This is a genomic window from Pseudomonas sp. NBRC 111119 (assembly GCF_001320125.1).
GTDB lineage: Bacteria > Pseudomonadota > Gammaproteobacteria > Pseudomonadales > Pseudomonadaceae > Aquipseudomonas > Aquipseudomonas parafulva.
Window position 1 is genome coordinate 1 of the sequence record NZ_BCAV01000051.1, and the last position, 24,084, is coordinate 24,084.

Sequence of the window (24,084 nt, forward strand, 5' to 3'; positions counted from 1 at the left end):
GTACCTGCCTCTTCGCGGCTGAAGCCGCTCCCACAGGATTACCGCAGCCTGCAGCTTTGTGCAGTACCTGTGGGAGCGGCTTTAGCCGCGAAGAGGCCGGAAGGCCTCACACAGCATTACGCGGTAACAGCAACCCCAGCGGCAGCCTTACCCGCGCCTCGATCCCACCACCGGACCGATTGCGCAGCTCCACATTCCCACCATGCTGCGCCGCGATCCGCTTGACGATCGCCAGCCCCAGCCCGGTGCCTTTGCCACCGCGCGCCCGGTCACCACGAATGAACGGGTTGAAGATGGTTTCCAGCTCCGACTCATCGATGCCGGTACCCCGGTCCAGCACGCTCAGCACCACATACGGCGCACTTTCGTCACCCGATACATAGGCCGCCACCTCCACGCCTTTGCCCGCATGGTGCAGGGCGTTGCCGATCAAGTTGCCCAGCATGCGCTTGAGCGACACCCGGCGTACCGGGAACGGCGGAATGGGCTCCAGGCACAGACGCACCCGCTCCTGCGGCTGGTTGTACGGCGCCACCACCTCACGCACCAGCGCGCCCAGGTCGATTTCTTCCAGAGGCTCATCCCGCCCGTCGCGGATGAACGCCAGGAACTGATCGAGAATGGCGTCCATGTCTTCGATGTCGCGGACCATGTCGTCACTCAGGTCGTTGTCGCTGTCGAGCAATGACAGCGACAAACGCAAGCGTGTCAGCGGCGTGCGCAGGTCGTGGGAAACCCCGGCCAGCATCAACTCACGCTCGCGCCCGGCCTGCTCCACGTCCTCTGCCATCTGGTTGAACGCCTTGTACACCTCGGCCATTTCGCTGGGGGTGTCGCTGATGGGCAAACGCACACTGCGCCCCTGCCCCAGCTGGCGGGCGGCGAACACCAGGCGCTTGAGCGGCTGGTTGAGCTGGCGCACGAAAATCCAGGCCGACGCCGTGGACAACAGGCCGATGGCCAGGAACCAGCCCAATACGTTCCAGATTTTCTGGCCGCGCAGCGGGTGTGGGTACAGCGGCACTTTCAACCAGCCAGGGCCCAGGCTGGGGGCGTTGACCCACAGCGCCGGTGGCGCATGAATGCGCAAACGCACCTCGGTGTCTTCGCCCAGCTCGGCCTGCATCTGCCGCTGGTAGATTTCGCTGTACGGCCAGTGCTGCTCGCCCTCGGGCACGCCCGAGCCGGTCACCCGGATAAGGCCTGCCGCTTCGGCGATCTGGTCGCGGTTTTCTTCATCCGCCGCCCAGTAGGCGCGCAGGGTCAATGCCACGCCGTGGCTGTACTGCCGGTCGACCAGCACATCCTCGTTCATCAACAGGTAGACCAGGGTGAGTGCCTTGGAAAACAGGACGACGATCAGGACCAGCCACAGCGTGCGGGCGAAGAAGCTTTGCGGAAACCACAGAGGGGTTTTCATTCAGTGGGTGACATCATTTGCCGGCATTGCCATCCGGTACGAATACATAGCCCACGCCCCAGACCGTCTGGATGTAACGGGGCTTGGACGGGTCGGGCTCGATCATGCGGCGCAGGCGCGAGATCTGCACGTCGATGGAACGCTCAAGCGCATCCCACTCGCGGCCACGGGCCAGGTTCATCAGCTTGTCGCGGGTCAGCGGCTCGCGGGCGTGCATCACCAGCGCCTTGAGCACGGCGAATTCGCCGGTGGTGAGCATGTGCACTTCGTTGCCGCGCTTGAGCTCGCGGGTGGCCAGCGACAGCTCGTAGTCACCGAAGGTGACCGACTCGTCTTCGCTGCCCGGCGCACCCGGCACGGTAGGCGCCTGGCGGCGCAGCACGGCCTTGACCCGCGCCATCAGCTCGTCGGGGTTGAACGGCTTGCCCAGGTAATCGTCGGCCCCCAGCTCCAGCCCCTTGATGCGGCTGAGTTCGTCACCCTTGGCGGTGAGCATGATGATGGGGATCTGGTTGTTCTGCTGGCGCAGGCGCCGGCAGGCGGACAAGCCATCCTCGCCAGGCAGCATGAGGTCGAGCACCACCAGGTTGAACACCTCGCGTTGCAGCAGGCGGTCCATTTGTTCGGTGTTCGGCACCGCACGGGCGCGGTAGCCCTTGCTGGTGAAGAAACGTTCCAGCAGGCTGCTGAGCCCCGGATCGTCATCGACGATAAGAATCTTTTCACCTTCAGCGGTGTTTGGCGTGCCGGTCATGAATAACTCCTCTGGTATCGCCGCGCATTATGGCGTAGCCGTTGTAGCGCGTGCCGTGAGCATTGTTAGCAGATTTTTCCCCGGGCGCCAGTTCCCGCTGGCGGCGGGCCATCACCGCAAGCCGTTTGCGATGGGTATAATGCGCCGCTTTCATCCAGCGCCGCCGGGCGAAAAGCTCACCGGCGACCCGTATCCAAGAATGTCAGGTGGTTTACATGGACAGCATCAACAGCCGTATCGCCGAGGAACTGGGCGTGCGCCCCCAGCAGGTCGAGGCGGCCGTGGGCCTGTTGGACGAAGGCTCTACCGTCCCCTTCATCGCCCGTTACCGTAAAGAGGTGACCGGCAGCCTGGACGACACCCAGCTGCGCCACCTGGAAGAGCGCCTGCGCTACCTGCGCGAACTCGACGAGCGCCGTGCCAGCATTCTTGGCAGCATCGAGGAGCAGGGCAAGCTGACCCCGGAGCTGGCCCGGGAGATCAAGCTGGCCGACACCAAGACCCGCCTTGAAGACCTGTACCTGCCGTACAAGCAGAAGCGCCGCACCAAGGGCCAGATCGCCCTGGAAGCCGGCCTGGGCGAGCTGGCCGACAGCCTGTTCAACGACCCGACGCTGGTGCCAGAAGACCAGGCCGCCCGTTTTGTCAGTGCCGACAAGGGTGTGGCCGACACCAAGGCCGCGCTGGAAGGCGCCAAGTACATCCTCATGGAGCGTTTTGCCGAAGACGCCGCGCTGCTCGACAAGCTGCGCAGCTTCCTCAAGCATGAGGCCGTACTCACGGCCCGCGTGGTGCCCGGCAAGGAAGAGGAAGGCGCCAAGTTCCGCGACTACTTCGCCCATGACGAACTGCTGCGCAACGCCCCCTCGCACCGTGCCCTGGCCATTTTCCGCGGCCGCAACGAAGGCGTGCTCAGCGCCTCGCTCAAGGTTGGCGAAGAACTGCCAGGCACCCTGCACCCGTGCGAGCTGATGATTGGCGAACACGTGGGTATCGAGAACCGCAGCCGCCCGGCAGACAAGTGGCTGGGCGAGGTGGTGCGCTGGACCTGGAAGGTCAAGCTGTACACCCACCTGGAAACCGACCTGTTCGGCGAACTGCGCGATAACGCCGAAGGCGAGGCCATCAATGTCTTCGCGCACAATCTGCACGACCTGCTGCTGGCCGCACCGGCCGGCCCACGCGCCACCCTGGGCTTCGACCCGGGCCTGCGCACCGGCTGCAAGCTGGCCGTGGTGGATGCCACCGGCAAGCTGCTGGACTACGCCACCGTCTACCCGCACGCGCCGAAGAACGACTGGGACCGCACCCTGTCTGTCATGGCCGCCCTGTGCGCCAAGCACTCGGTGGAGCTGGTCGCCATCGGCAACGGCACCGCCAGCCGCGAGAGCGACAAGCTGGTGGCCGACCTGGTCAAGCAGTACCCGGCACTGAAGATCACCAAGGTGATGGTGTCCGAGGCCGGTGCTTCGGTGTACTCGGCGTCGGAACTGGCCGCGCGGGAATTCCCGGACCTGGACGTGTCGATCCGTGGCGCTGTCTCGATCGCCCGCCGCCTGCAGGACCCGTTGGCCGAACTGGTCAAAATCGACCCAAAATCCATCGGTGTCGGCCAGTACCAGCACGATGTGTCCCAACTCAAGCTGGCCCGTGGCCTGGACGCCGTGGTCGAGGACTGCGTGAACGCCGTGGGCGTGGATGTGAATACCGCTTCGGTGGCCCTGCTGACGCGCATTTCCGGCCTGAACGCCACACTGGCGCAAAACATCGTTGCCCACCGTGATGCCAACGGCCCGTTCGCGACCCGCGCGGCGCTTAAAAAGGTCAGCCGCCTGGGTGAGAAAACCTTCGAACAGGCCGCAGGCTTCCTGCGCGTAATGAACGGCGACAACCCGCTGGACGCCTCTGCCGTGCACCCGGAGGCCTACCCGCTGGTGCAACGCATCGCCGCCGGCACCGACCGTGACATCCGCTCGCTGATCGGTGACAGCAGCTTCCTCAAGCGCCTGGACCCGAAGAAATTCACCGACGAAACCTTCGGCCTGCCGACCGTCACCGACATTCTGCAAGAGCTCGACAAACCCGGCCGCGACCCGCGCCCCGAGTTCAAGACCGCCACCTTCCAGGATGGCGTCGAAGACCTCAATGACCTGGAGCCGGGCATGATCCTGGAAGGCGTGGTGACCAACGTCACCAACTTCGGCGCGTTCGTCGACATCGGCGTGCACCAGGACGGCTTGGTACATATTTCGGCACTGTCGGAAAAGTTCGTCAAAGACCCTCGCGAAGCGGTCAAGGCGGGCGACGTGGTCAAGGTCAAGGTCATGGAGGTGGATATCCCGCGCAAACGCGTCGGCCTGTCCATGCGCATGGGCGACACCCCGGGCGAAAAGGTTGAAGGTGGCCGAGGCAACGGCAGCAACCGTGGCAATGGCGGCAACCGCCAGCAGCAGGCCCCGCGCCAGCGCGAAACGGCAACCGCTGCCCCGGCCAACAACGCCATGGCGGCGCTGTTCGCCAACGCCAAGCAGTTGAAGAAGAAGTGATGGACGTCCCGCGCGAGTATGTCGAAAGCGCCTTCAGCCAGCTGCTGGGCTGCCGCCTGCAACACCTGGAAGCGGGTGTTGCCGAAGTGGCCCTGGCGCTGGAGCCACACTTGCGCAACCGTGGCCAGAAGCTGCACGGCGGGGCGATTTTCAGCCTGGTGGACATCGCCATGGGCCTGGCCTGCTCGGCCAGCCATGGCTTTGACCAGCAGAGCGTCACTCTGGAGTGCAAGATCAACTACCTGCGCGCCGTCAGCGAGGGCGAGGTGCTCTGCATCGCCCGTGTGCTGCACGCCGGGCGGCGCACCCTGGTGGTCGACGCCGACGTAGTCCAGGGCGACAAGCGGGTGGCGAAGGCGCAAGGAACCTTCGTCGTCATCTAGCTCACAAAGCAGTATCTGCGGTATTTTCCAGCAGTGCGCTGGCACTGCTGGGGCCGTGTAAACCAGGCGACAACGCCAGTTCCTTTCTTCCTACCCTTGTAGACCGTTATCTCTACCCCCATATTGGGGCGACTGACGCGTGAAGGAATACATCTTGAGCGAACTCCTCAACCGCCGCCTGAGCCTGCTCGGCGCAAATCTTCCCCTGCTCAAGCAGTGCCTGCACGGTATTGAGCGCGAATGCCTGCGCGTGACCGACCAAGGTCGCCTGGCCCAGACCCCACACCCGGAGGCGCTGGGCTCGGCCCTCACCAACGAGCGGATCACCACCGATTATTCCGAGTCGTTGCTGGAGTTCATCACCCCGGCACTGCCCGACCCCGCCGAAGTCCTGGAAAACCTCGAGCAAACCCACCGCTTCGTCTACAGCAAACTGGGCGAAGAGTACTTGTGGAGCCCGTCGATGCCGTGCTCGCTGCCGGCCGAGGAAGACATCCCGATCGCCGAATACGGCACCTCCAACATCGGCAGGCTCAAGCACGTGTACCGCAAGGGCCTGGCCCTGCGCTACGGGCGCACCATGCAGTGCATTGCCGGTATCCACTACAACTTCTCGCTGCCCGAGGCGCTGTGGCCGCTGTTGCGCGATGCCGAAGGCAGCGGTGAAAGCGAGCGCGACTATCAGTCGTCGGCCTACATCGCGCTGATCCGCAATTTCCGCCGTTACAGCTGGCTGCTGATGTACCTGTTCGGCGCCTCCCCGGCCCTGGACAAAGGCTTCTTGCGCGGCCGCCCGCACCAGCTCGAAGAACTGGATGCCGATACCCTGTACCTGCCCTACGCCACCAGCCTGCGCATGAGCGACCTGGGTTACCAGAGCAATGCCCAGGCGGGCCTCACGCCTTGCTACAACAACCTGGCCAGCTACACCGACAGCCTGCGCAAGGCAGTGGGCACCCCCTACCCGCCGTATGTGGAAGTCGGTACCCACGTGGACGGCGAGTGGGTGCAGTTGAACACCAACATTCTGCAGATCGAGAACGAGTACTACTCGAACATTCGCCCAAAACGCGTCACCTATACCGGCGAGCGCCCGATCCAGGCGCTCGCCTCGCGTGGCGTGCAGTACGTAGAAGTACGCTGCCTGGACATCAACCCGTTCCTGCCGGTAGGCATCGACATCAGCGAAGCACGCTTCCTCGACGCCTTCCTGCTGTTCTGCGCGCTGGATGACAGCCCGCAGCTGGGCAACAGCGAATGCACCCAGTGCACCAGCAACTTCCTGAAAGTGGTCAAGGAAGGCCGTCGCCCAGGGCTGGAACTGCAGCGCAATGGCCAGCCGGTCAGCCTGGCTACCTGGGCCAGCGAACTGATCGAGCAGATTCGCCCACTGGCCGACCTGCTGGACCAGGCGCACGGTGGCGACGACCATGCCAAGGCCCTTGACGCCCAGCAAGCCAAGGTCGAAGACCCGGCCCTCACGCCGTCTGCCCAGGTGCTTGCCCGCATGACCGAGCATGACGAAAGCTTCGTGGCGTTTTCCTTGCGGCAAAGCCGCATCCACGCTGAGACCCTGCGCGAGCAGCCGCTACCGGCCGAGCGCCAGCAGGCCTTCGAAACCCTGGCCCGCGACTCGCTGGCAGAGCAATCCCGCCTTGAGCAGCAAGAGGTGGGTGACTTCGACCTGTTCGTGGGTGCCTACCAGGCGAGCATCCTGGCGATCAGCAACTGATGAGCCGCAGCAGCACCCCACGCAGGCCCCGCGCCAGCAGCCAGGCCCGGATCGAAGCGATCCTGGCTGCGGCGCGCGAGCTACTGGCAGGCGAAGGGGTTGCTGCACTCTCGATCTACAGCGTGGCGGAACGTGCGCACATTCCGCCTTCGTCGGTGTATCACTTCTTCGCCAGTGTGCCGGCATTGCTCGAAGCGCTTACCGCCGATGTGCACCGGGCATTTCGCGAAGCCCTGAGTGCGCCTATCGACAGCAGCGCATTCACCACCTGGCACCAGCTGTCGCGGCTGATCGAACAGCGCATGCTGGGCATCTACCACCAGGATGCCGCGGCCCGTCAGTTGATTCTGGCCCAGCATGGGCTCAGTGAAGTCGTGCAAGCCGACCGCCAGCACGACATGGAGCTGGGCGAACTGATGCACCGCCTGTTCGACCGGCACTTCCAGTTGCCGAGCCTGCCAGACGATGTAGAGGTGTTCGCCCTGGCCATGGAGCTGAGCGACCGGGTGTATGCCCGGTCGATGCAGTTGTACGACCAGATCACCCCACGCATGGCCGAAGAAGGCATGCGTGTGTTCGAAGCCTACATGTCCCTCTACCTGCCGCCGTTCCTGCCACCGCGCAAGGCGAGCTGAGCACATACATCTACCACCGGCTGAACCGTCGCGATGCTTTCAATGGGTGCACCACATGCCACCCCATAGGGACCATCGCCCATGCCCACCTCCTCCGCCCAGCCGGGCCTCATCAAGACGCTCCCCGCCTCGGCCCTGAACGCCGTACCCGAACACCTGGCCGGCAAAAGCAACGTGCTCACCGCTGCACAGCCGGCCCTGGCCGCCTGCACCAAGCAGCTGCGAGACCTGTTCGGTCAGGCGCCCAGCCTGCGCCAGACCTTGCTCGACACACTGCAGGATGAATTGGAGATAGACCCAACCCACTGCGGGCTGCGTGACGGCGCCAACCAGACCACCTTGCTTTCATTCGCAGCCCGCCTGCTGGCGAACCCGGCGTTCGCCAACCCGTTCGCCGGCTGGACAACGTGGGGCTTTGCAGAAGGCAGTGATCACGCCCAGATGACCGCCGCTGACTGGGTACGTTACCTGGGGCCGCTGGCAAGCACCGCCAGGCTGCGGGCCACCCGCAGTTACTGGGCTGCCCGCATGCCGGGTACTGCCGTTTCACGGCAAAGCCATGCAACTACCCTGCTGCGCGAGCATTTCGAGCACAGCCTGGACATTGCCTACGGGCTGGGAAACCTGGCAACCAGTGCCTGGCTCACTGCAAGGCAAGCCACCCCACGCTTCGCTCAACTGCAATGGCAACCCGCTGGCGCGGCAACGCTGAGCAGTGTTGCGGCGATAGTTGTAGAGCCTGAACCCGAAACAACCGGCTGGCTGTTGTACATTCCCGGGCTCACAACCTGCACTGTGCTGTTCAATGATCTGCAGCGCCTGCGTACCTGGGTATTCGAGAACCGCCACACCTTCTGGCCGGACCCGCGATGGCCCATCACCCTGGGCAGCAGCGACGATGTGCTCATCACGCCGCTGCACGGCGACGGTTTCAGCGCACTGATGGCGGAAACCCTGGCGCAGCACCAGGGCCTTTCCGACCACCACCTGCTGCAGGCGTGCCAAACCAGTGCCACGGATCCCCTGGACTGGACAGCCTTGCAAGCCTGGGAGAACCAGCGAAACGCCATCGTGCCAGAGGCTTTGCCCCAGGACCTAGCGGCACGGATCGCCCAGGTATGCGCCGACGACGCCGCCATGGCCACGCAAGAGGTGCATTTCGCCTGCCTCGAGGAACACCTGCCCATCAGTTGGCGCCAGCAGCGTGTCGAACAGCAGGAGGCGCTGCTGGAGGGATACCTGGCAGGCGACACCGCGCCGACCTCGGCCAAAGTGACACAGCTGCGCGAACAACAGGCGGCGCAGGACCTGGTGAAAACCACGCTGGATACCTACCTGCTCGCCCTGCCAGAGCCCGTGAGCAGCGCCGTGCTGCACCAGCAGGCCGGCGACAAGACCAGGCGCACGCAGATTGCAGAGGGGCTATGCCAGGCGTTGCTGGCCGAAGCGCGGCTGCAACACACGCTGGGCGAGCTGACGGCTGCCCACCTTGGCTGGGTGGAACACCTTGTCAACAGGCCGGAGCCAAGCCTGCAAAGGCCGGTGCAGGTTCGCGCGTTGGCAGTGATCAGCGCCGGCCAGCGCTGGGTATTGAGCGGTTACTTCACAGTGCGTGAACTGCCCGCTGAGCCCGCCCAGGAGCAGGACCCAACGCTGCTGCTGTACCGCCCAGGCCAACGTGGCGGGCTGCTGGCGTTCGCTGACGAAGCGGCACTTGAACGCAACCTGCTGGCTACCCTCGACGGCGCATGGCCCGATGCGCTGCTGGAGGCCGCCCACGCCAGCGATGGCGTGCCGCTGCACCTTATGCTGAGCAACGCGCCCACCTTCGTATTCGAGCATCCGCCCGTCGATGGGCACTTCATGCTGCAATGCGTTGACGCCATCGCTGCCTCCCTGCCCGCTGACACTTCACGCGAACAGGCGCGTCAGCGGCTGTGCATCAGTGAACATCGCGCTAGGTCGACCGCCTTTGCACGGTTCGCCGAGAAAAACCGCAGCAGCCACTTTCAGCACAACCTGCCCCGATTGAGCCATCTCGATGCCCAGCAGATCGCCGCAGTGGCTGCCCAGATCGAAACACTGCAAGCGTCACTGCGCACTTCTACTGGCCTGCTCACGTCGAGCCTGCCACCACGCGATCAATTTACCCGGCAACTGCTGAGGGACCATTTGCGCACTGCATTCGGTGTGCAGGATGCCGGGCAGATCACCCTCGACATCGCTGACAGTGTCACCCTGAACAAAGAGGTCACCGGCCAATCGGCCGCCGGTGGTGCGGGGGCGCGGGACGTACCCGTGTTCAGCACGGCGCGCAGTGATGTGCCACTCGAGGCCTTCATCATGGTGGCACTGGATGAACAGCGCCGCCTGCGCCTGGGCAATGCCACGGTAAAGTTCGAACCTGCGAACCCTTATCTGGCAGAGCGGCTTACGCCAGCGCGCATTGCCATGCTGATTGCCGAACTGGATGCCGCTGGGCGCTTCGAAACACACATCGCCCAAGCCTACCTGGGCTTCGAATATGAAACGCCCTGGCAGGTGGCCTGGCGCCAGGAAACCCTGCGTGCGCCTTACGAGCACCGCCTGAAGCTGCTGTCGCTAAGTCGCCCCACCGGCTTGGATGCCAGCGGCCAGCAAATGCTGGAAACGCTCTACCGCGAACAGGTGACTACAGGCACAGACAGAACCCTCGCCTACCACTCGCTGGAGTTGAAGCCAGGTGTGGCGGCCGACGGTTCGAGCAGCAGTGTCGCGCTGGCCGGCATTGCGCTGGTGCAAGGCACGGCAGGCCCGGTGCTGCTCTACATGCCGGAGGCTCCCAACGGCAAGGCCATCAGCCAGTACCCAGACAGCAGTGCGGCATGCGAAGCGCTGCAGACCATGGCCTTGGACAGCGCCATGGCTCGCTACCTGGCCGAGCAAACCTTGACCGGCAACCCGGATGAGCATGAGCAGTACATCGATGCCGCGCTGCAGGCAGGCTTCAACGGTTTCATCGGCGTAGGCATCGCGCTTGCGCCGAGCCTGCCAACCTACGAGTCCCGCCAGGGCATGGGGGCGCTTATACGCCATCATCGCGCCACCTCTCGCAGCCAGGCCGACCTGGCCCTCGCTGCGCCGCAGGTATTTGACCGTTACTTCTTCATGGGGCTGCGGCTGGTACTCGGTATATTGCCCGGAGCGGGTACCGGCCTTGCGCTCTACGACGGCTGGCAGGCGGCTACTGCTGCGGCCACCGCTTTCGAACAAGGCAACCTGGAAGACGGCCTGACGCACCTCGTCAGCCTGCTGCAGTCAATCAGCGACGCAGTGCTGACCATGGCGCCGCTGGTTGTAGCCACTGGCAAGCCTGCCATGACGGCGCGGCTACTGACCCAGCAACGCCAGCGCCTGCACCCCCTGCGCCCGGTGAGCGGAACACCCCTCCCGCCCCTCGGCGCCTTCAGCGGCTACGAAACCGACCTGCCCAGCGGCCCGATGGTGCGCTGCAGCCTTCCCCAGGGCGCCGGGGTATTCGAGCACACGGCTACCCAGCAAACCTACATCACCCGCAACACGGCCTGGTACGCGGTCGAATGGGATGCCGCTCACCTGACCTGGCGGCTCAAACCCCAGGGCATACGCAGCTATCGTCAGCCTGTGCGGCTCAGCGAGCGAGGGGTCTGGGAAACGCCTGGCCGCCTCAGTGGCCTATTGGTGGACAGCGGCCTGCGCGGGGGCGGCGGTGCACTTACCACGCTGTACAACCGTGGCGTCGCCTACTGGCGCATGGCGATGCGCGCCCAACCCAGGCGCCTTACCGGCCTGGAACTGGCCCACGACATCAATGACGAGCTCATCCGCAGCCGGCCCCGCCTGGCGCAGAAGCAGGCGGCCTACCGCGCAGCGGTGGAGGCTGTGGGCGAAGGCAGGCAGCCCACCGAGGGGCAACGGGCTGCCTACGTCAATGCACGTACGCAACTGGCCGAAGAGCTTCAGGGCAACATGGCGTTCAACGAGCAGGCCGTGGCGCGCCTGCGGGAGCAACGTGCCACGCTGGCTCGGGCAGACTACGTACGCTTCAAGGCCCTGTGCGAAGAAAACATTCTTGAGATGGCGGTGCTGGACATGCACCTGGTCTCGGACCGCTTCACCCTCGCCACCCAGCAGGTCAAGCTGGCGTTCAGCGCCATTCAGGCACTGCCTGGGTCTACCACACACACCTCGGTCGCCAAGCGCCTGACCCAGAATTCACTGGCGGCAAGCAAGGAGATGGTACAGACGCTGGTGGAGGCGGAGCGCCTGGCCGCCAGCCACCAGGTACGGCTTAACACCTTGCAAGGCAATACCCTGAGCAGCTACATGGCCCGCGTGCAGCAGACCGGCCTGGTACTGGACCTGACCAACACCCGCCTGGTCAGGGCGTCGATCCTGTCGATGATCCTGTTCAAGGCGAGCGCGGTGGAGCACCCGCGCATGGGTGCCTTCATGACCCATTTCCATGAACAGGGGGTTGCCCTGCGCAGCACCCTGTACAGCCAGGTACAGCTGCCGCAAGCGCCGCGCCCAGGAACGCACGTTCCTCAGCCACGCCAGAAGCCGCTACGGGCGCTACCTGAACCACCTGACTGCCTGGGAAGACAACTTCACGGACTTGCTGGCGCCTGCAGAAACCTCGTCGTTTCGCCACCTCATGCGGGCAATGATCGACGAGATCGACGCCAACCTCGCCAGGGCCAGCTTGCCCCGCCCTTCTACCGGCCAGCCCCCGCGAGGCGCGAGCCGCCCGCGCCTGTTCGAGACGGTTGAGGGCCCGTTTATCGGTAACGCGTTCGTCGAGCGCGGCCAGACGCGCATGCGCATCAACCAGCCCAATTCCGAGCAGGCGCACACCGTTTACGTCAAAAGTGAAACAGGCCAATGGCAACAAATAGCAGACGAGCCCTGGATGCCCACGCAACCCCTCGCCTCGCTGCTGGAAACCGCGAGCGCCCGCCTGAATGCCATCGATCAGCAACGGGCCAGGCTGCACCAGTACCAGAAACCGCAAACCCTCCCGGTAGACCTGGAAGACATCGCCGAAGGCCACGCCCAGCAGTTGCGATTTCTGGGCGAGAGCATCCGGCGCAAGGCGGGTACTGCGTTCACCGCCAGCCACCTGGGGTTAACCCAGCAGCTGGAAACCGCTGCAGCAGAGATGCATGCACTGGGCCGGCAACTGCGCATAGCCCAGAGCAAGGCAAGCAGCAAGCCGACAGTGGCTTACCTGGAATACCTGGTGGAGCAGCAGGAGGTGGAGCTTGGCTGGTCGCGCACGCTGAACCCGAAACGGGACCGCAAAGGCAACCCGGTGGAATACCTGGAGGAATACCGCATAGTGGACCGCACCAGCGGGCAGCCGCTGTGGTATGCGCACTTCCACTTCCGGCACAAACCGGCAAGCGGCTTCACCCGCCTGGAAGCAGGCCACCTGAAACTGGCCAGCGAACGGGACCTGGGGGAAGGGGCCTGGCGCGCGGCCATGACTGAGGCCCAGGCCAACAAACTGTTCGGCAGCCTGCGCCCGGCTGGCTGACAAATGCCGCATCACCCGGGCTGCCTGACAGCCCGGGTGCCGTTTGGCTTACAGCTTGGCGATGGACACTTCGGTGGACTTCACGAAGGCGATCACTTCGCTGCCAACCTGCAGTTCCAGCTCACGCACCGAGCGGGTAGTAATCACCGAGGTGACGATACCCGAGGCAGTCTGCACGTCGATTTCCGACAGTACCGGGCCTTCCAGGATTTCTTTCACAGTGCCTTTGAACTGGTTACGAACGTTGATGGCTTTGATGGTCATGGGGTAATTCCTTCTATGGGCTTCAGTGGGTTCAGAGCGCCCAGCGCAGTTGCGTGGGCAAAGGGGCTACAGGGTCAGGTTCGGGGGCTGTGCCCGGCGCCGACAGAACACGTTGCAAGACCTCGCTTTCCAGCGCGGCCAGGCGATGGGAGCCACGTGCACGGGGCCGTGGCAGGTCGACGGTGAGGTCCAGGCCTACCTCGCCTTCTTCGATCAGAATCACCCGGTCGGCCACGGCGACTGCCTCGCTCACGTCATGCGTCACCAGCAGCACCGTGAAGCCATGCTGGCGCCACAGGCGCTCGATCAGTTGCTGCATCTCGATGCGGGTCAGGGCATCCAGCGCGCCGAGCGGCTCATCGAGCAACAGCAGGCGCGGCTGGTGGATAAGCGCACGGGCCAGGGCCACGCGCTGCTTCTGCCCACCGGACAGCGCCGCAGGCCATTCATGGGCGCGGTCGGCCAGGCCCACCGCCTCCAGTGCCTGCAGGGCGCGGGGCTGCCAGTCGCCCTTCAGGCCCAGGCCAACGTTGTCGATGACCTTTTTCCACGGCAACAGGCGGGCGTCCTGGAACATCAAGCGGGTTTCTTCGCGGGCCTCTTCCAGCGGTGCGGCACCGGCCAGCAGCTGCCCGGCAGTGGGCTGGTCGAGCCCGGCCAGCAAACGCAGCAGCGTGCTTTTACCGCAGCCGCTGCGCCCGACGATGGCGACAAACTGGCCGGCCGGGATGTGCAGGTCGATACCCTTCAAGACTTCGCGCGGGCCAAACGCCTTGCGCAGGCCGCTGGAGGCCAGCGGGATACCGCGCAGCAGGCGTTGTGGCGAGTCGTTCAAAATGGTCATGCGGCCTCCTTCCTTGCCACCTGGTAAGCCGGGTGCCAGCGCAGCCACACACGCTCCAGGCCACGGGCGGCCAGGTCGGCGAGCTTGCCGAGCACGGCGTAGAGGACGATGGCCAGCACCACCACATCGGTTTGCAGGAACTCACGGGCGTTCATGGCCAGGTAGCCGATGCCGGCATTGGCCGAAATGGTTTCGGCAACGATCAGGGTCAGCCACATGAAGCCCAGGGCAAAGCGCACGCCCACCAGAATCGAAGGCAGTGCGCCCGGCAGAATCACCTGGCGGAACAGGCTGAAACCAGACAAACCATAGCTGCGGGCCATTTCGACCAGCGCCGGGTCGACGTTGCGGATGCCGTGGTAGGTGTTCAGGTAGATAGGGAACAGCGTGCCCAGCGCTACCAGAAAAATCTTGGCCGATTCATCGATACCGAACCACAGGATGACCAGCGGGATCAGCGCCAGGTGCGGCACGTTGCGGATCATCTGCACCGAGCTGTCGAGCAGGCGTTCGCCCCAGTTCGACAGGCCGGTGATGAAGCCCAGCACCAGCCCGATGCTGCCACCGATGACGAAGCCCAGCCCGGCGCGCCAGCCGCTGATTGCCAGGTGGGTCCAGATTTCCCCGCTGTGCACCAGCTCTACGCCGGCACTGAGCACGGCACTGGGCGCAGGCAATATGCGGGTAGACAGCCAGCCTGCACTGACGGCCAGCTGCCAGGCGGCCAGCAGCAGCACCGGCAGCGCCCATGGTGCCAGGCGCTGGGTCAGGGTGTTGGAAGTTGCACGGCTCATGACGGCCCCTCAGCTCTGCGCGACGGATTTAGGCAGGATGTCGTTGGCCACCATCTCGCCGAAGGGGCTGACGTAACCGCCTGCCGTGGCCTGTTCCGGGCGTTGCACGTCCAGGTGCGGGAACAGCAGTTCGGCAACACGGTAAGACTCTTCCAGGTGCGGGTAGCCAGAGAAGATGAAGGTGTCGATGCCCAAGGCTGCATATTCCTTGACCCGCGCCGCCACCGTCGGGCCGTCGCCCACCAGCGCTGTGCCGGCCCCGCCGCGTACCAGGCCAACGCCCGCCCACAGGTTGGGGCTGACCTCCAGCTTGTCGCGGCTGCCGTTGTGCAGTGCGGCCATGCGCTGCTGCCCCACGGAGTCGAAGCGGGCCAGCGAGGCCTGGGCGCGGGCGATGGTGTCGTCATCCAGGTGGGAAATAAGCTTTTCGGCTGCGGCCCAGGCTTCTGCGTTGGTTTCCCGCACGATCACGTGCAGGCGGATGCCAAAGCGCACCTCGCGGCCCTGCTCGGCCGCCTTGGCGCGCACCTGGGCGATCTTTTCGGCAACGGCGCTGGGTGGCTCACCCCAGGTCAGGTACAGCTCCACCTGCTCCGCCGCCAGGTCTTGGGCAGCTTCGGACGAGCCACCGAAATACAGCGGTGGGCGCGGCTGCTGGATGGGCGGGTAGAGCAGCTTGGCGCCCTTTACCTGGATGTGCTTGCCGTCGTAGTCCACCACCTCGCCTTCCAGCACCTTGCGCCAGATGCGGGTGAACTCCACCGACGCCTCGTAGCGCTCCTGATGGTTGAGATGCAGGCCATCACCGGCCAGTTCGTCCGGGTCGCCGCCGGTCACCAGGTTGAAAAGGGCGCGGCCGTTGGACAGCCGGTCGAGGGTGGCAGCCTGGCGGGCTGCCACGGTGGGCGAGATGATGCCGGGGCGCAGGGCCACCAGAAACTTCAGCCGCTGGGTGACCGGAATCAACGATGCCGCCACCAGCCAGGAGTCCTCGCAGGACCGCCCGGTAGGGATCAGTACACCGCCAAAACCAAGGCGGTCTGCCGCCTGGGCAATCTGTTGCAGGTAACCGTGGTCGACCGCACGGGCACCATCGGAGGTACCCAGGTACTTGCCGTCACCGTGGGTGGGCAAAAACCAGAAAATATTGAGGCTCATTGGAGTTGTCTCCTGAAAGGTGACTCAGCCGAGGCGGTGCCCCGGCGCAGGCGAAAGAATCAAGGCGCGGTGGCGACCTTGGCCGGGGGCGTCCAGATCACGTCCTTGATGCTCAGCGGCTTGGGTATCAGCTTGAGCCCCTGGAAGGTGTCAGCGATCTTTTGCTGAGCGTTCACAACGTCGGGCGTCAGCGGCTCTGCACCAAAGCCCTGCCGCTTCATGGAGGTCAGCGTGATGTCGGCGGGCAGGCCGAGCAGCGGGGCAACCTGGTCGGTGACCTGCTGCGGGTTGGCCTCGGCCCATTCACCAACAGCACGCACCTCTTCGATCAGGGCGTTGATCACTGCTGGGTGCGCGGTGGCGTACTTGCGGGTGGCCAGGTAGAACTGGTGGTTGTCGACCAACCCCTTGCCGTCACGCAGCGTACGGGCTTGCAGTTGCTGCTCGGCGGCAGCCTGGTACGGGTCCCAGATCACCCAGGCGTCGACACTGCCGCGCTCGAACGCGGCACGGGCATCAGCGGGCGGCAGGTACACAGGCTGAATGTCGGTGTACTTGAGGCCGGCATCTTCCAGGGCGCGAACCAGCAGGTAATGCACGTTGGAGCCTTTGTTGAGCGCGACCTTCTTGCCCTTGAGTTCTTTTACGGACTGAATCGACGAGCCCTTGGGCACCAGAATGGCTTCGCTGTGCGGCGCAGGGGGCTCGTAGGCCACGTACAGCAAATCGGCACCTGCTGCCTGGGCAAACACTGGCGGGGTTTCGCCGGTAACCCCAAAGTCGACCGAACCGACGTTCAGCCCTTCAAGCAGCTGGGGGCCGCCGGGGAATTCTGTCCACTGCACCTGAATGCCCTGATCGGCCAGGCGCTTTTCCAGCGTGCCTTTGGCCTTGAGCAGCACCAGGGTGCCGTATTTCTGATAGCCGATGCGCAGGCTTTCGGCCTGGGCTTGGGTAATGGCGCCGAAGGACACAGCCGCCGCAAACAGGGCGACCAGACCGCGACGCAAGAAGACTGTGCGCATGGCGCTCTCCTGTGCGATGGGTTCGGGTTGCACCTGCTTGCCTCGTTGACGGGCGAGTAAGGTGGTAAAGCGGTGTAGCCGGTCAGATACTCCAGCGAGCGCTGATCAGGCGTTCATTGAGTACGCCGGGCGCCACGGGGCGCGGCCGGCGGGCCAGCGCCACATGGAAGGTTTCCAGCGAGTCCAGCAGGCGGCCTTCCAGTGCCGGTGCCAGCACGGCGGGCTTATTGCCTTCGCCGTAGGCTATCTGGCTGTCGTCGGCGAAGATCCCTTGCAGGGTCTCTTGCGCCTTGAGTGCTGACAGCACCGGTTTCAATGCGTAGTCCACGGCCAGCATGTGGGCGATGCTGCCGCCTGTGGCGATGGGCAACACGATCTTGTGTTCCAGCGCACGCTCAGGCAGCAGGTCGAGCAGTGTCTTGAGCGCCCCGGCAAACGATGCCTTGTACACCGGGGTAGCCACGATCAGGCCATCGGCCTGGGCCACCAGCTGTTGGAAGTGCTGCACCTGCGGGCTGTCAAAGCGCGCATGCAGCAGGTCTTCTGCGGGGAAGTCACGTACCTGGAAGCTCACCACTTCCACGCCCTGGCCCTGTAGCCACTGGCGCGAGCGCTCGAGCAGCACGCCGGAGCGTGAACGGGTACTGGGGCTACCACCGATTGAGACGACCAGCATTGGAAGGCTTCCTTGTGTTCTGTTGAAACGACAGTAACAGCTTCTTTATATATCTATAAATCATATTTATTTATTTGTTTATTCATTTTTAATCTTATCAATGCAGGCGGCTCCTCTGCGGGCAGGCAAATTCCTTCAGGCATAAAAAAAGGCCGTCGAGACGGCCTGAAACCCTGCTTGGCTAAGCGCGATGCAACAACGAATCCACTAACGATTTGGCTGGGGGGTCAACCGCAGGTACGGTTTCACGGCGCGGTACCCTTTGGGGAACCGCTGCTTGATTTCTTCCTCGTCCTTGAGCGAGGGCACGATCACCACATCATCGCCGTCCTGCCAGTTCCCTGGCGTGGCCACCTTGTGGGTGTCGGTGAGTTGCAGCGAGTCGATCACCCGCAGAATCTCGTTGAAGTTGCGCCCGGTACTGGCCGGGTAGGTAATGGTCAGGCGCACCTTTTTGTTCGGGTCGATCACGAACAGCGAACGCACCGTGAGGGTATCGCTGGCGTTCGGGTGGATCAGGTCGTACAGGTCGGACACCTTGCGGTCGGCGTCAGCGATGATCGGGAAATTGACCACGGTGTTCTGGGTTTCGTTGATGTCGTCGATCCAGCGGTGGTGCGAGTCCACCGGGTCTACCGACAGGGCAATGGCCTTGACCCCACGCTTGGCGAATTCGTCCTTCAGCTTGGCGGTCAGCCCCAGCTCGGTAGTGCACACCGGGGTGAAGTCGGCGGGGTGGGAGAACAGCACACCCCAGCTGTTGCCCAGCCACTGGTGAAAGTGGATTTTGCCTTCGCTGGAATCCTGTTCGAAATCGGGGGCGATATCGCCGAGTTTGAGGCTCATGGGCTGCAACTCCTGTGCTGGCGCCGTGGGTATGGGTTCAATGTGCCTGCATTCGAATAAAAACAAAAAGAATAAATAACGATTTATTTATAATTTTTTAGCCTATTGAATTGCAGGTACAAAAAAGCCTCGCACACGGCGAGGCTTTCTACTGGCGCTACGGCTTACAGGAAGTTGTAAGTGTAGTTGAAGATCAGACGGGTCTGGTCCTGGTCAGCCAGCGAGCTGGTGCCGGTGCCACGGTATACGCCGTGACGCAGGCTGGCGCCCAGGCCCTTGAAGGTGCCTTCCTGGATCACGTAGTCGACGCGAGCGTCACGCTCCCATTCGCTGAAGGTGCCGTTGCCGTTGGCGTTCTTGCCGTCTTCGCCTTTGAGGTAGGAGACCGACGCCTTCAGGCCCGGTACGCCCAGGCGCGCGAAGTCATACGAGTACTGACCGAAGGTGGTGTTTTCACCCGCCTTGGCGAACTGGTTGATCATGCTGTCGGTGAACAGGTAGAAGCTTGCACCGCCGGCGCCTTCCAGCGAGGAGCGCGAGCCGTCCTTGCGGACGCTGCCCTGGTTCAGCCATACGAAGCCACCGTCGTCGTTGACGCGCTGGTGACCGACCATGAGCGAGTGGCCACCCAGGGTATAGGTGAACATCGCGGACCAGGTCTTGTTGTCGACTTCGCCCGGCGTTCTGGCAAAGCCGCCGTTGTTGTTGAAGGTGTAGCCCGAATCGCCGTTGCGGCCGTCGCTGCTGCTGTTGAAATAGCGCAGGTCGGTCTTGAAGGACTGGTCGTCAGCGATCTTGAAGACGTGGGTAGCACCCAGGAAGTGCTGCTTGTAGAAGTCTTCCAGGTTCGAGTAGTAGTACTGCAGGGTCAGGTCTGGCGTGAGCTTGTAGTCCAGGCCGCCGTAGCGGAACTTGTTGCTGTCACGGAAGGCGCCGTTGACCGACAGGCCGGTACGGTTGCTCGAAGCACGGCCCATGGCGTGGGTCAGCTGGCCTGCGTTGATGGTGAGGTTGTCGATTTCCTTCGACTGGATGGTGCCACCCTCGAAGGTCTGCGGCAGCAGACGGCCATCGTTGGACACCAGGATCGGCAGGTTTGGCGCCAGGGCGCTACCGTAGTGAACCTCGGTCTTGGAGAAGCGTGCCTTGGCGTTACCGCCTACGCGCGCCCACTGGCTGGCAGAAGAGCCGTCGGAGTCGCTAGGGAAGAAGCTGCTGTTATCCGGGTGCTTGCCGCGGCCACCGTCCAGGTGGATACCCCACAGGGCCTGTACGTCAACACCGAAGCCAACGGTACCCTCGGTGAAACCGGACAGGTAGTCGAGCTTGAAGCCCTGACCCGACTCACGGTTGTCTGCGCCACCGTCACGGTTGTCGTTGTTGAAGTACATGGTGCGCGAGCTGAGCGACAGTTTGCTGTCGTCTACGAAACCGGCAGCGCCTGCTTGTTGGGCGATAACCCCCAGTGCCACGGCGATGGCCAGGCTGGACTTGTACATGTTTTGCTCCTCTACGTTCTAATTTTTGTGTATCGCTGGCGGCGGGGTCTGTGCCCTGCTCACCGTGGATTGGCGATTTAGTCCCAAAGCGTGACCATTTAGTCAATCGTTTCTAAACATTTCGCGACTTTGGTCTAAGGCGCCACCTGGGCTACAGGATAATGACAATCCTATAAATCCAAAATGACTGTTTTGTGAAACCTTAAGATTTTTACGGAATATGGTGTGAACCTTTACTGCGTTTTGTTGTAGGTCGCGTCAGGGGAATAACCATAGGTTATTTCCAGGCAGTTGGCGCGCATTTGCTGAAAAAGATCACCCGGCTGCACCAACCGCCTTAGCTAATGCCTAAAAGTTATTTATTTCGTCTTTCTTAGATCATTTAGCCTTCTCGTCACAGCCTCCCTGCCGACGAGAACGCCCAATGAATCCGCATACTCCACTGCGCCTGCTTACCGCCCTCACCCTCGCCGGCGCCAGCTGGCTGGCACAGGCCGCCGACCTGACCATCGCCTACCAGACCACGGTCGACCCCGCCAAAGTGGCCCAGGTTGACGGCGACTACGAAAAAGCCAGCAAGGCCAGCATTGACTGGCGCAAATTCGATAACGGGGCCGATGTGATCACTGCGGTTGCCAGCGGCGACGTCCAGATCGGCTACCTGGGCTCAAGCCCGCTGGCAGCTGCCGCCACGCGCAAACTACCCATCGAGACATTCCTGATCGCCACGCAGATCGGCGCCGGTGAAGCCCTGGTCGCCCGCGACAACATCAAGACCCCGCAAGACCTGATAGGCAAGAAGGTGGCGGTGCCGTTTGTTTCCACGGGGCATTACAGCCTGCTGGCAGCGCTGAAAGGCTGGAACATCGACCCTGCCAAGGTGCAGATCCTCAACCTGGCACCACCGGCCATCATTGCCGCCTGGAAGCGTGGCGATATCGATGCCACCTATGTGTGGGACCCCGCCCTGGGTGTGGCCAAGGAAACCGGCAAGGTGCTGATCACCTCTGGCGAGCTGGCCAAGCAAGGCGCCCCGACCTTCGACGCCTGGATTGTGCGCAAGGACTACGCCACCCAACACCCTGAAGTGGTCAAGGCCTTCGCCAAGGTCACGCTGGATGCCTACGCCGCCTACCGCCACGACCCCAAAACCTGGCTGGCCAACCCCGACAACGTGGCCAAGCTGGCCAAGCTGTCGGGTGCCAAGCCCAGCGACATCCCGGTACTGCTGCAAGGCAACGTCTACCCCCTGGCCGCTGACCAGGCCAAGGCGCTGGGCGCCCCGACCATCCAGGCGCTGACCGACACGGCCACCTTCCTCAAGCAGCAGGGCAAGGTCGACGCCGTACTGCCGGACTACGCGCCCTACGTCAGCGCCCAGTACCTGCCCAACTGAACCCGTAGATAACCACGGAGCCTGCCATGGCCTTGCTCGAACTGGAGCACATCAGTGCACAGTACCCCGGCGCCACCGCCCCTGTACTGGCCGACATCAACCTCAGCCTGGGGCCGCGCCAACTGCTGGTGGCCCTTGGGCCCTCCGGCAGCGGCAAGACGTCGCTGCTGAACCTGATCGCCGGCTTCGTCAGCCCCAGTAGTGGCCGCATCACCCTCGACGGTGTGCCGGTCGCAGGGCCCGGAGCGGAACGCGGCGTGGTGTTCCAGGACGACGCCCTGCTGCCCTGGCAGAACGTGCTGGCCAATGTTGCCTTCGGCCTGGAGCTGGCCGGTGTGCCACGTGCGCAGCGGCAAGCCAAGGCAAGGGAGATGCTGGCGCTGGTGGACCTGCACGGCTTTGCCGAGCGCAGCATATGGCAGCTCTCCGGCGGCCAGAAACAGCGGGTTGGCCTGGCCAGGGCACTGGCAGCCGACCCACGGGTGCTGCTGATGGACGAGCCGTTCGGCGCCCTGGATGCCTTCACCCGCGAGCAGATGCAGGAGCTGTTGCTGCAAGTGTGGCAACGCACTGCCAAACCCGTGTTCCTGATTACCCACGACATCGAAGAAGCCGTATTCCTGGCCAGCGACCTGATACTGCTGGCGCCCAACCCGGGGCGGGTGGTCGAGCGCCTGCAGCTGGACTTTGGCCAGCGCTATGCAGCCGGCGAACCCGCCCGTGCCATCAAGTCTGACCCGGCCTTCATCGAAACCCGCGAACACGTGCTGGCGCGGGTGTTTTCCCAGCGCCAGAACCTGAAGGAGCACGCATGAACATCCTGGACCTGCTGGCAGACGGCGAACACGACGCGTCGGCGCAGCCAGCCCTGCGCGCACGCCGCCCACTGCCCACCCGCTGGATCAGCGCTCTGACGCTGGGCAGCCTGCTGCTGGCCTGGTGGCTGGTAACCGCTGCTGGCTGGGTAGAGCCGCTGTTTCTGCCCTCACCGGCGGATATCCTGGACCGGGCCTGGGGCCTGCTGACCCAGGGCTACATGGACGCCAGCCTGTGGCAGCACCTGGCCGCCAGCCTCGGGCGTATCGGCTTCGCGCTGCTGGCTGCCACCCTGACAGCCATCCCGGTGGGTATCGCCATCGGCTACAACCGCGTGGCGCGCGGCATCCTCGACCCACTTATCGAGTTCTACCGGCCCATCCCGCCGCTGGCCTACCTGCCACTGATCGTGATCTGGTGCGGCATCGGTGAAGCCTCGAAAGTACTGCTGATCTACCTGGCCATTTTTGCCCCGATCGCCATCGCCACCGCCACCGGCGTACGCACCGTCGACCCGGCCAGGTTACGCGCCGCGCAGTCGTTGGGTGCCAGCAAGGCCCAGCTGGTTCGTCACGTGATCCTGCCCAGCGCGCTGCCCGACATCCTCACCGGCATACGCATCGGCCTGGGCGTGGGCTGGTCCACCCTGGTGGCCGCCGAGCTGATCGCAGCCACCAGCGGCCTGGGCTTCATGGTGCAGTCTGCCGCGCAGTTTCTGGTCACGGATGTGGTGGTACTGGGCATCCTGCTGATCGCGCTGATCGCCTTCGCGCTGGAAATGAGCCTGCGCGCCCTGCAACGCAAGCTGGTGCCCTGGCACGGGCAAGCCCACTGACCACGCCGGCACACTGGCGCCTGATTGAGAGACCGACATGAGCCTGACCATTACCCCCCTCAGCCCGGCACTGGGCGCACAGATCAGTGGCGTGGACATCAGCCGCGACATCACCGCCCAGGACCGCGATGCCATCGAGCAGGCGCTGCTCCGGCACCAGGTGTTGTTCCTGCGCGACCAGCCCATCAACCCGCAGCAGCAGGCACGCTTTGCCGCGCTGTTCGGTGACCTGCACATTCACCCGATCTACCCCAATGTGCCGCAGACACCACAGGTGCTGGTGCTGGATACCGCCGTGACCGATGTGCGGGACAATGCGGTGTGGCACACCGACGTGACCTTTTTGCCTACCCCGGCACTTGGCGCCGTGCTCAGCGCCAAGCAGCTGCCGGCCTACGGTGGCGACACCTTGTGGGCCAGCGGCATTGCGGCGCTGGAGGGTTTGTCGGCGCCGCTACGGGCGATGCTGGAGGGGCTTACGGCCACCCACGACTTCACCAAGTCGTTCCCGCTGGAGCGTTTTGGGACCACGCCAGAAGACCTGGCGCGCTGGGAGGCCACGCGGCGCAACAACCCGCCGCTGTCGCACCCGGTCGTGCGTACCCACCCGGTAAGCGGGCGCAAGGCGTTGTTCGTCAACGAGGGGTTTACCACGCGTATCAATGAGCTGAGCGAACTGGAAAGCGATGCCCTGTTGCGGCTGTTGTTCGCCCATGCCACGCGGCCGGAATTCAGCATTCGCTGGCGCTGGCAGGAGAACGACGTGGCGTTCTGGGACAACCGCGTGACCCAGCACTTTGCCGTGGATGATTACCGGCCAAGCCGGCGGGTGATGCATCGGGCCACCATTTTGGGGGATGCACCCTTCTGATCGGGGCATCGCCGCGGCCTGTCGTGGCGACGG

General features: G+C 63.9%; 20 protein-coding genes. 10 read left to right on the plus strand and 10 right to left on the minus strand.

The window, feature by feature from the left end; translation table 11 throughout:
* Positions 1–106 precede the first annotated feature (106 nt).
* Together APH25_RS18625 and ompR are read right to left on the minus strand one after the other, a co-directional pair.
* The gene (locus tag APH25_RS18625; RefSeq protein WP_060482954.1) at positions 107–1,420 is read right to left on the minus strand and encodes an ATP-binding protein; all 1,314 of its coding nucleotides are present in this window, start codon (positions 1,418–1,420) and stop codon (positions 107–109) included.
* A 13-nt stretch (positions 1,421–1,433) separates the two neighbouring features.
* On the minus strand, positions 1,434–2,174 hold the full coding sequence (gene ompR, locus APH25_RS18630; RefSeq protein ID WP_028635354.1) for a two-component system response regulator OmpR: 741 nt from the start codon (positions 2,172–2,174) through the stop codon (positions 1,434–1,436).
* Between the two features lie 215 nt (positions 2,175–2,389).
* Between ompR and APH25_RS18635 the strand changes: the two genes are divergently transcribed.
* The 6 genes from APH25_RS18635 (at position 2,390) to APH25_RS18660 (ending at position 13,027) form a co-directional block, all read left to right on the plus strand.
* The gene (locus tag APH25_RS18635) at positions 2,390–4,720 is read left to right on the plus strand and encodes a Tex family protein (RefSeq protein ID WP_060482955.1); all 2,331 of its coding nucleotides are present in this window, start codon (positions 2,390–2,392) and stop codon (positions 4,718–4,720) included.
* On the plus strand, positions 4,720–5,103 hold the full coding sequence (locus APH25_RS18640) for a PaaI family thioesterase (protein ID WP_060482956.1): 384 nt from the start codon (positions 4,720–4,722) through the stop codon (positions 5,101–5,103). The genes APH25_RS18635 and APH25_RS18640 overlap by 1 nt, the downstream gene beginning before the upstream one ends.
* A gap of 154 nt (positions 5,104–5,257) precedes the next feature.
* Complete coding sequence (gene gshA / locus APH25_RS18645; RefSeq protein ID WP_177331204.1) at positions 5,258–6,835, plus strand: glutamate--cysteine ligase; 1,578 nt, start codon at positions 5,258–5,260, stop codon at positions 6,833–6,835.
* Positions 6,835–7,470: a TetR/AcrR family transcriptional regulator gene (locus APH25_RS18650; protein WP_028635357.1), complete on the plus strand. Its 636-nt coding sequence runs from the start codon at positions 6,835–6,837 to the stop codon at positions 7,468–7,470. Before gshA ends, APH25_RS18650 begins: the two co-directional genes overlap by 1 nt.
* An 81-nt stretch (positions 7,471–7,551) precedes the next feature.
* Entirely contained in the window at positions 7,552–12,261 is a 4,710-nt protein-coding gene (locus APH25_RS18655; protein WP_060482958.1) for a dermonecrotic toxin domain-containing protein, read from the plus strand.
* Positions 12,155–13,027, plus strand: a complete 873-nt coding sequence (locus APH25_RS18660; protein WP_060482959.1) for a hypothetical protein — start codon at positions 12,155–12,157, stop codon at positions 13,025–13,027. Before APH25_RS18655 ends, APH25_RS18660 begins: the two co-directional genes overlap by 107 nt.
* A 48-nt stretch (positions 13,028–13,075) precedes the next feature.
* On the opposite strand, the gene APH25_RS18665 is transcribed toward APH25_RS18660, so the two are convergent.
* The 8 genes from APH25_RS18665 to APH25_RS18700 form a co-directional block, all read right to left on the minus strand.
* The gene (locus APH25_RS18665) at positions 13,076–13,291 is read right to left on the minus strand and encodes a molybdopterin-binding protein (protein ID WP_003255829.1); all 216 of its coding nucleotides are present in this window, start codon (positions 13,289–13,291) and stop codon (positions 13,076–13,078) included.
* A gap of 31 nt (positions 13,292–13,322) precedes the next feature.
* Positions 13,323–14,135 (minus strand): aliphatic sulfonates ABC transporter ATP-binding protein, encoded by an 813-nt coding sequence (gene ssuB / locus APH25_RS18670; RefSeq protein ID WP_028635359.1) that lies wholly within the window; start codon positions 14,133–14,135, stop codon positions 13,323–13,325.
* Positions 14,132–14,929, minus strand: a complete 798-nt coding sequence (gene ssuC, locus APH25_RS18675) for an aliphatic sulfonate ABC transporter permease SsuC (protein ID WP_060482960.1) — start codon at positions 14,927–14,929, stop codon at positions 14,132–14,134. The genes ssuB and ssuC overlap by 4 nt, the downstream gene beginning before the upstream one ends.
* 9 nt (positions 14,930–14,938) lie before the next feature.
* Positions 14,939–16,087, minus strand: a complete 1,149-nt coding sequence (gene ssuD / locus APH25_RS18680; RefSeq protein ID WP_028635361.1) for an FMNH2-dependent alkanesulfonate monooxygenase — start codon at positions 16,085–16,087, stop codon at positions 14,939–14,941.
* 59 nt (positions 16,088–16,146) lie between these two features.
* Positions 16,147–17,112 (minus strand): sulfonate ABC transporter substrate-binding protein, encoded by a 966-nt coding sequence (locus tag APH25_RS18685; RefSeq protein WP_060482961.1) that lies wholly within the window; start codon positions 17,110–17,112, stop codon positions 16,147–16,149.
* Positions 17,113–17,194: 82 nt separating this feature from the next.
* Positions 17,195–17,788: an NADPH-dependent FMN reductase gene (gene ssuE / locus APH25_RS18690; RefSeq protein WP_060482962.1), complete on the minus strand. Its 594-nt coding sequence runs from the start codon at positions 17,786–17,788 to the stop codon at positions 17,195–17,197.
* Between the two features lie 207 nt (positions 17,789–17,995).
* Positions 17,996–18,634: a peroxiredoxin gene (locus tag APH25_RS18695; RefSeq protein WP_060482963.1), complete on the minus strand. Its 639-nt coding sequence runs from the start codon at positions 18,632–18,634 to the stop codon at positions 17,996–17,998.
* A 164-nt stretch (positions 18,635–18,798) separates the two neighbouring features.
* Positions 18,799–20,133, minus strand: coding sequence for an OprD family porin (locus tag APH25_RS18700; RefSeq protein WP_028635365.1), 1,335 nt, complete (start codon positions 20,131–20,133; stop codon positions 18,799–18,801).
* 424 nt (positions 20,134–20,557) lie between these two features.
* Here APH25_RS18700 and tauA point away from each other — a divergent pair, with 424 nt between their 5' ends.
* The 4 genes from tauA to tauD are packed head-to-tail and all read left to right on the plus strand — an operon-like array spanning position 20,558 to position 24,051.
* Positions 20,558–21,529 (plus strand): taurine ABC transporter substrate-binding protein, encoded by a 972-nt coding sequence (tauA, locus tag APH25_RS18705; RefSeq protein ID WP_060482964.1) that lies wholly within the window; start codon positions 20,558–20,560, stop codon positions 21,527–21,529.
* A 26-nt stretch (positions 21,530–21,555) separates the two neighbouring features.
* Positions 21,556–22,344: a taurine ABC transporter ATP-binding subunit gene (gene tauB, locus APH25_RS18710; RefSeq protein WP_060482965.1), complete on the plus strand. Its 789-nt coding sequence runs from the start codon at positions 21,556–21,558 to the stop codon at positions 22,342–22,344.
* Positions 22,341–23,180: a taurine ABC transporter permease TauC gene (tauC, locus tag APH25_RS18715; RefSeq protein WP_060482966.1), complete on the plus strand. Its 840-nt coding sequence runs from the start codon at positions 22,341–22,343 to the stop codon at positions 23,178–23,180. Before tauB ends, tauC begins: the two co-directional genes overlap by 4 nt.
* A 37-nt stretch (positions 23,181–23,217) precedes the next feature.
* Positions 23,218–24,051, plus strand: a complete 834-nt coding sequence (tauD, locus tag APH25_RS18720; protein WP_060482967.1) for a taurine dioxygenase — start codon at positions 23,218–23,220, stop codon at positions 24,049–24,051.
* Positions 24,052–24,084 lie beyond the last annotated feature (33 nt).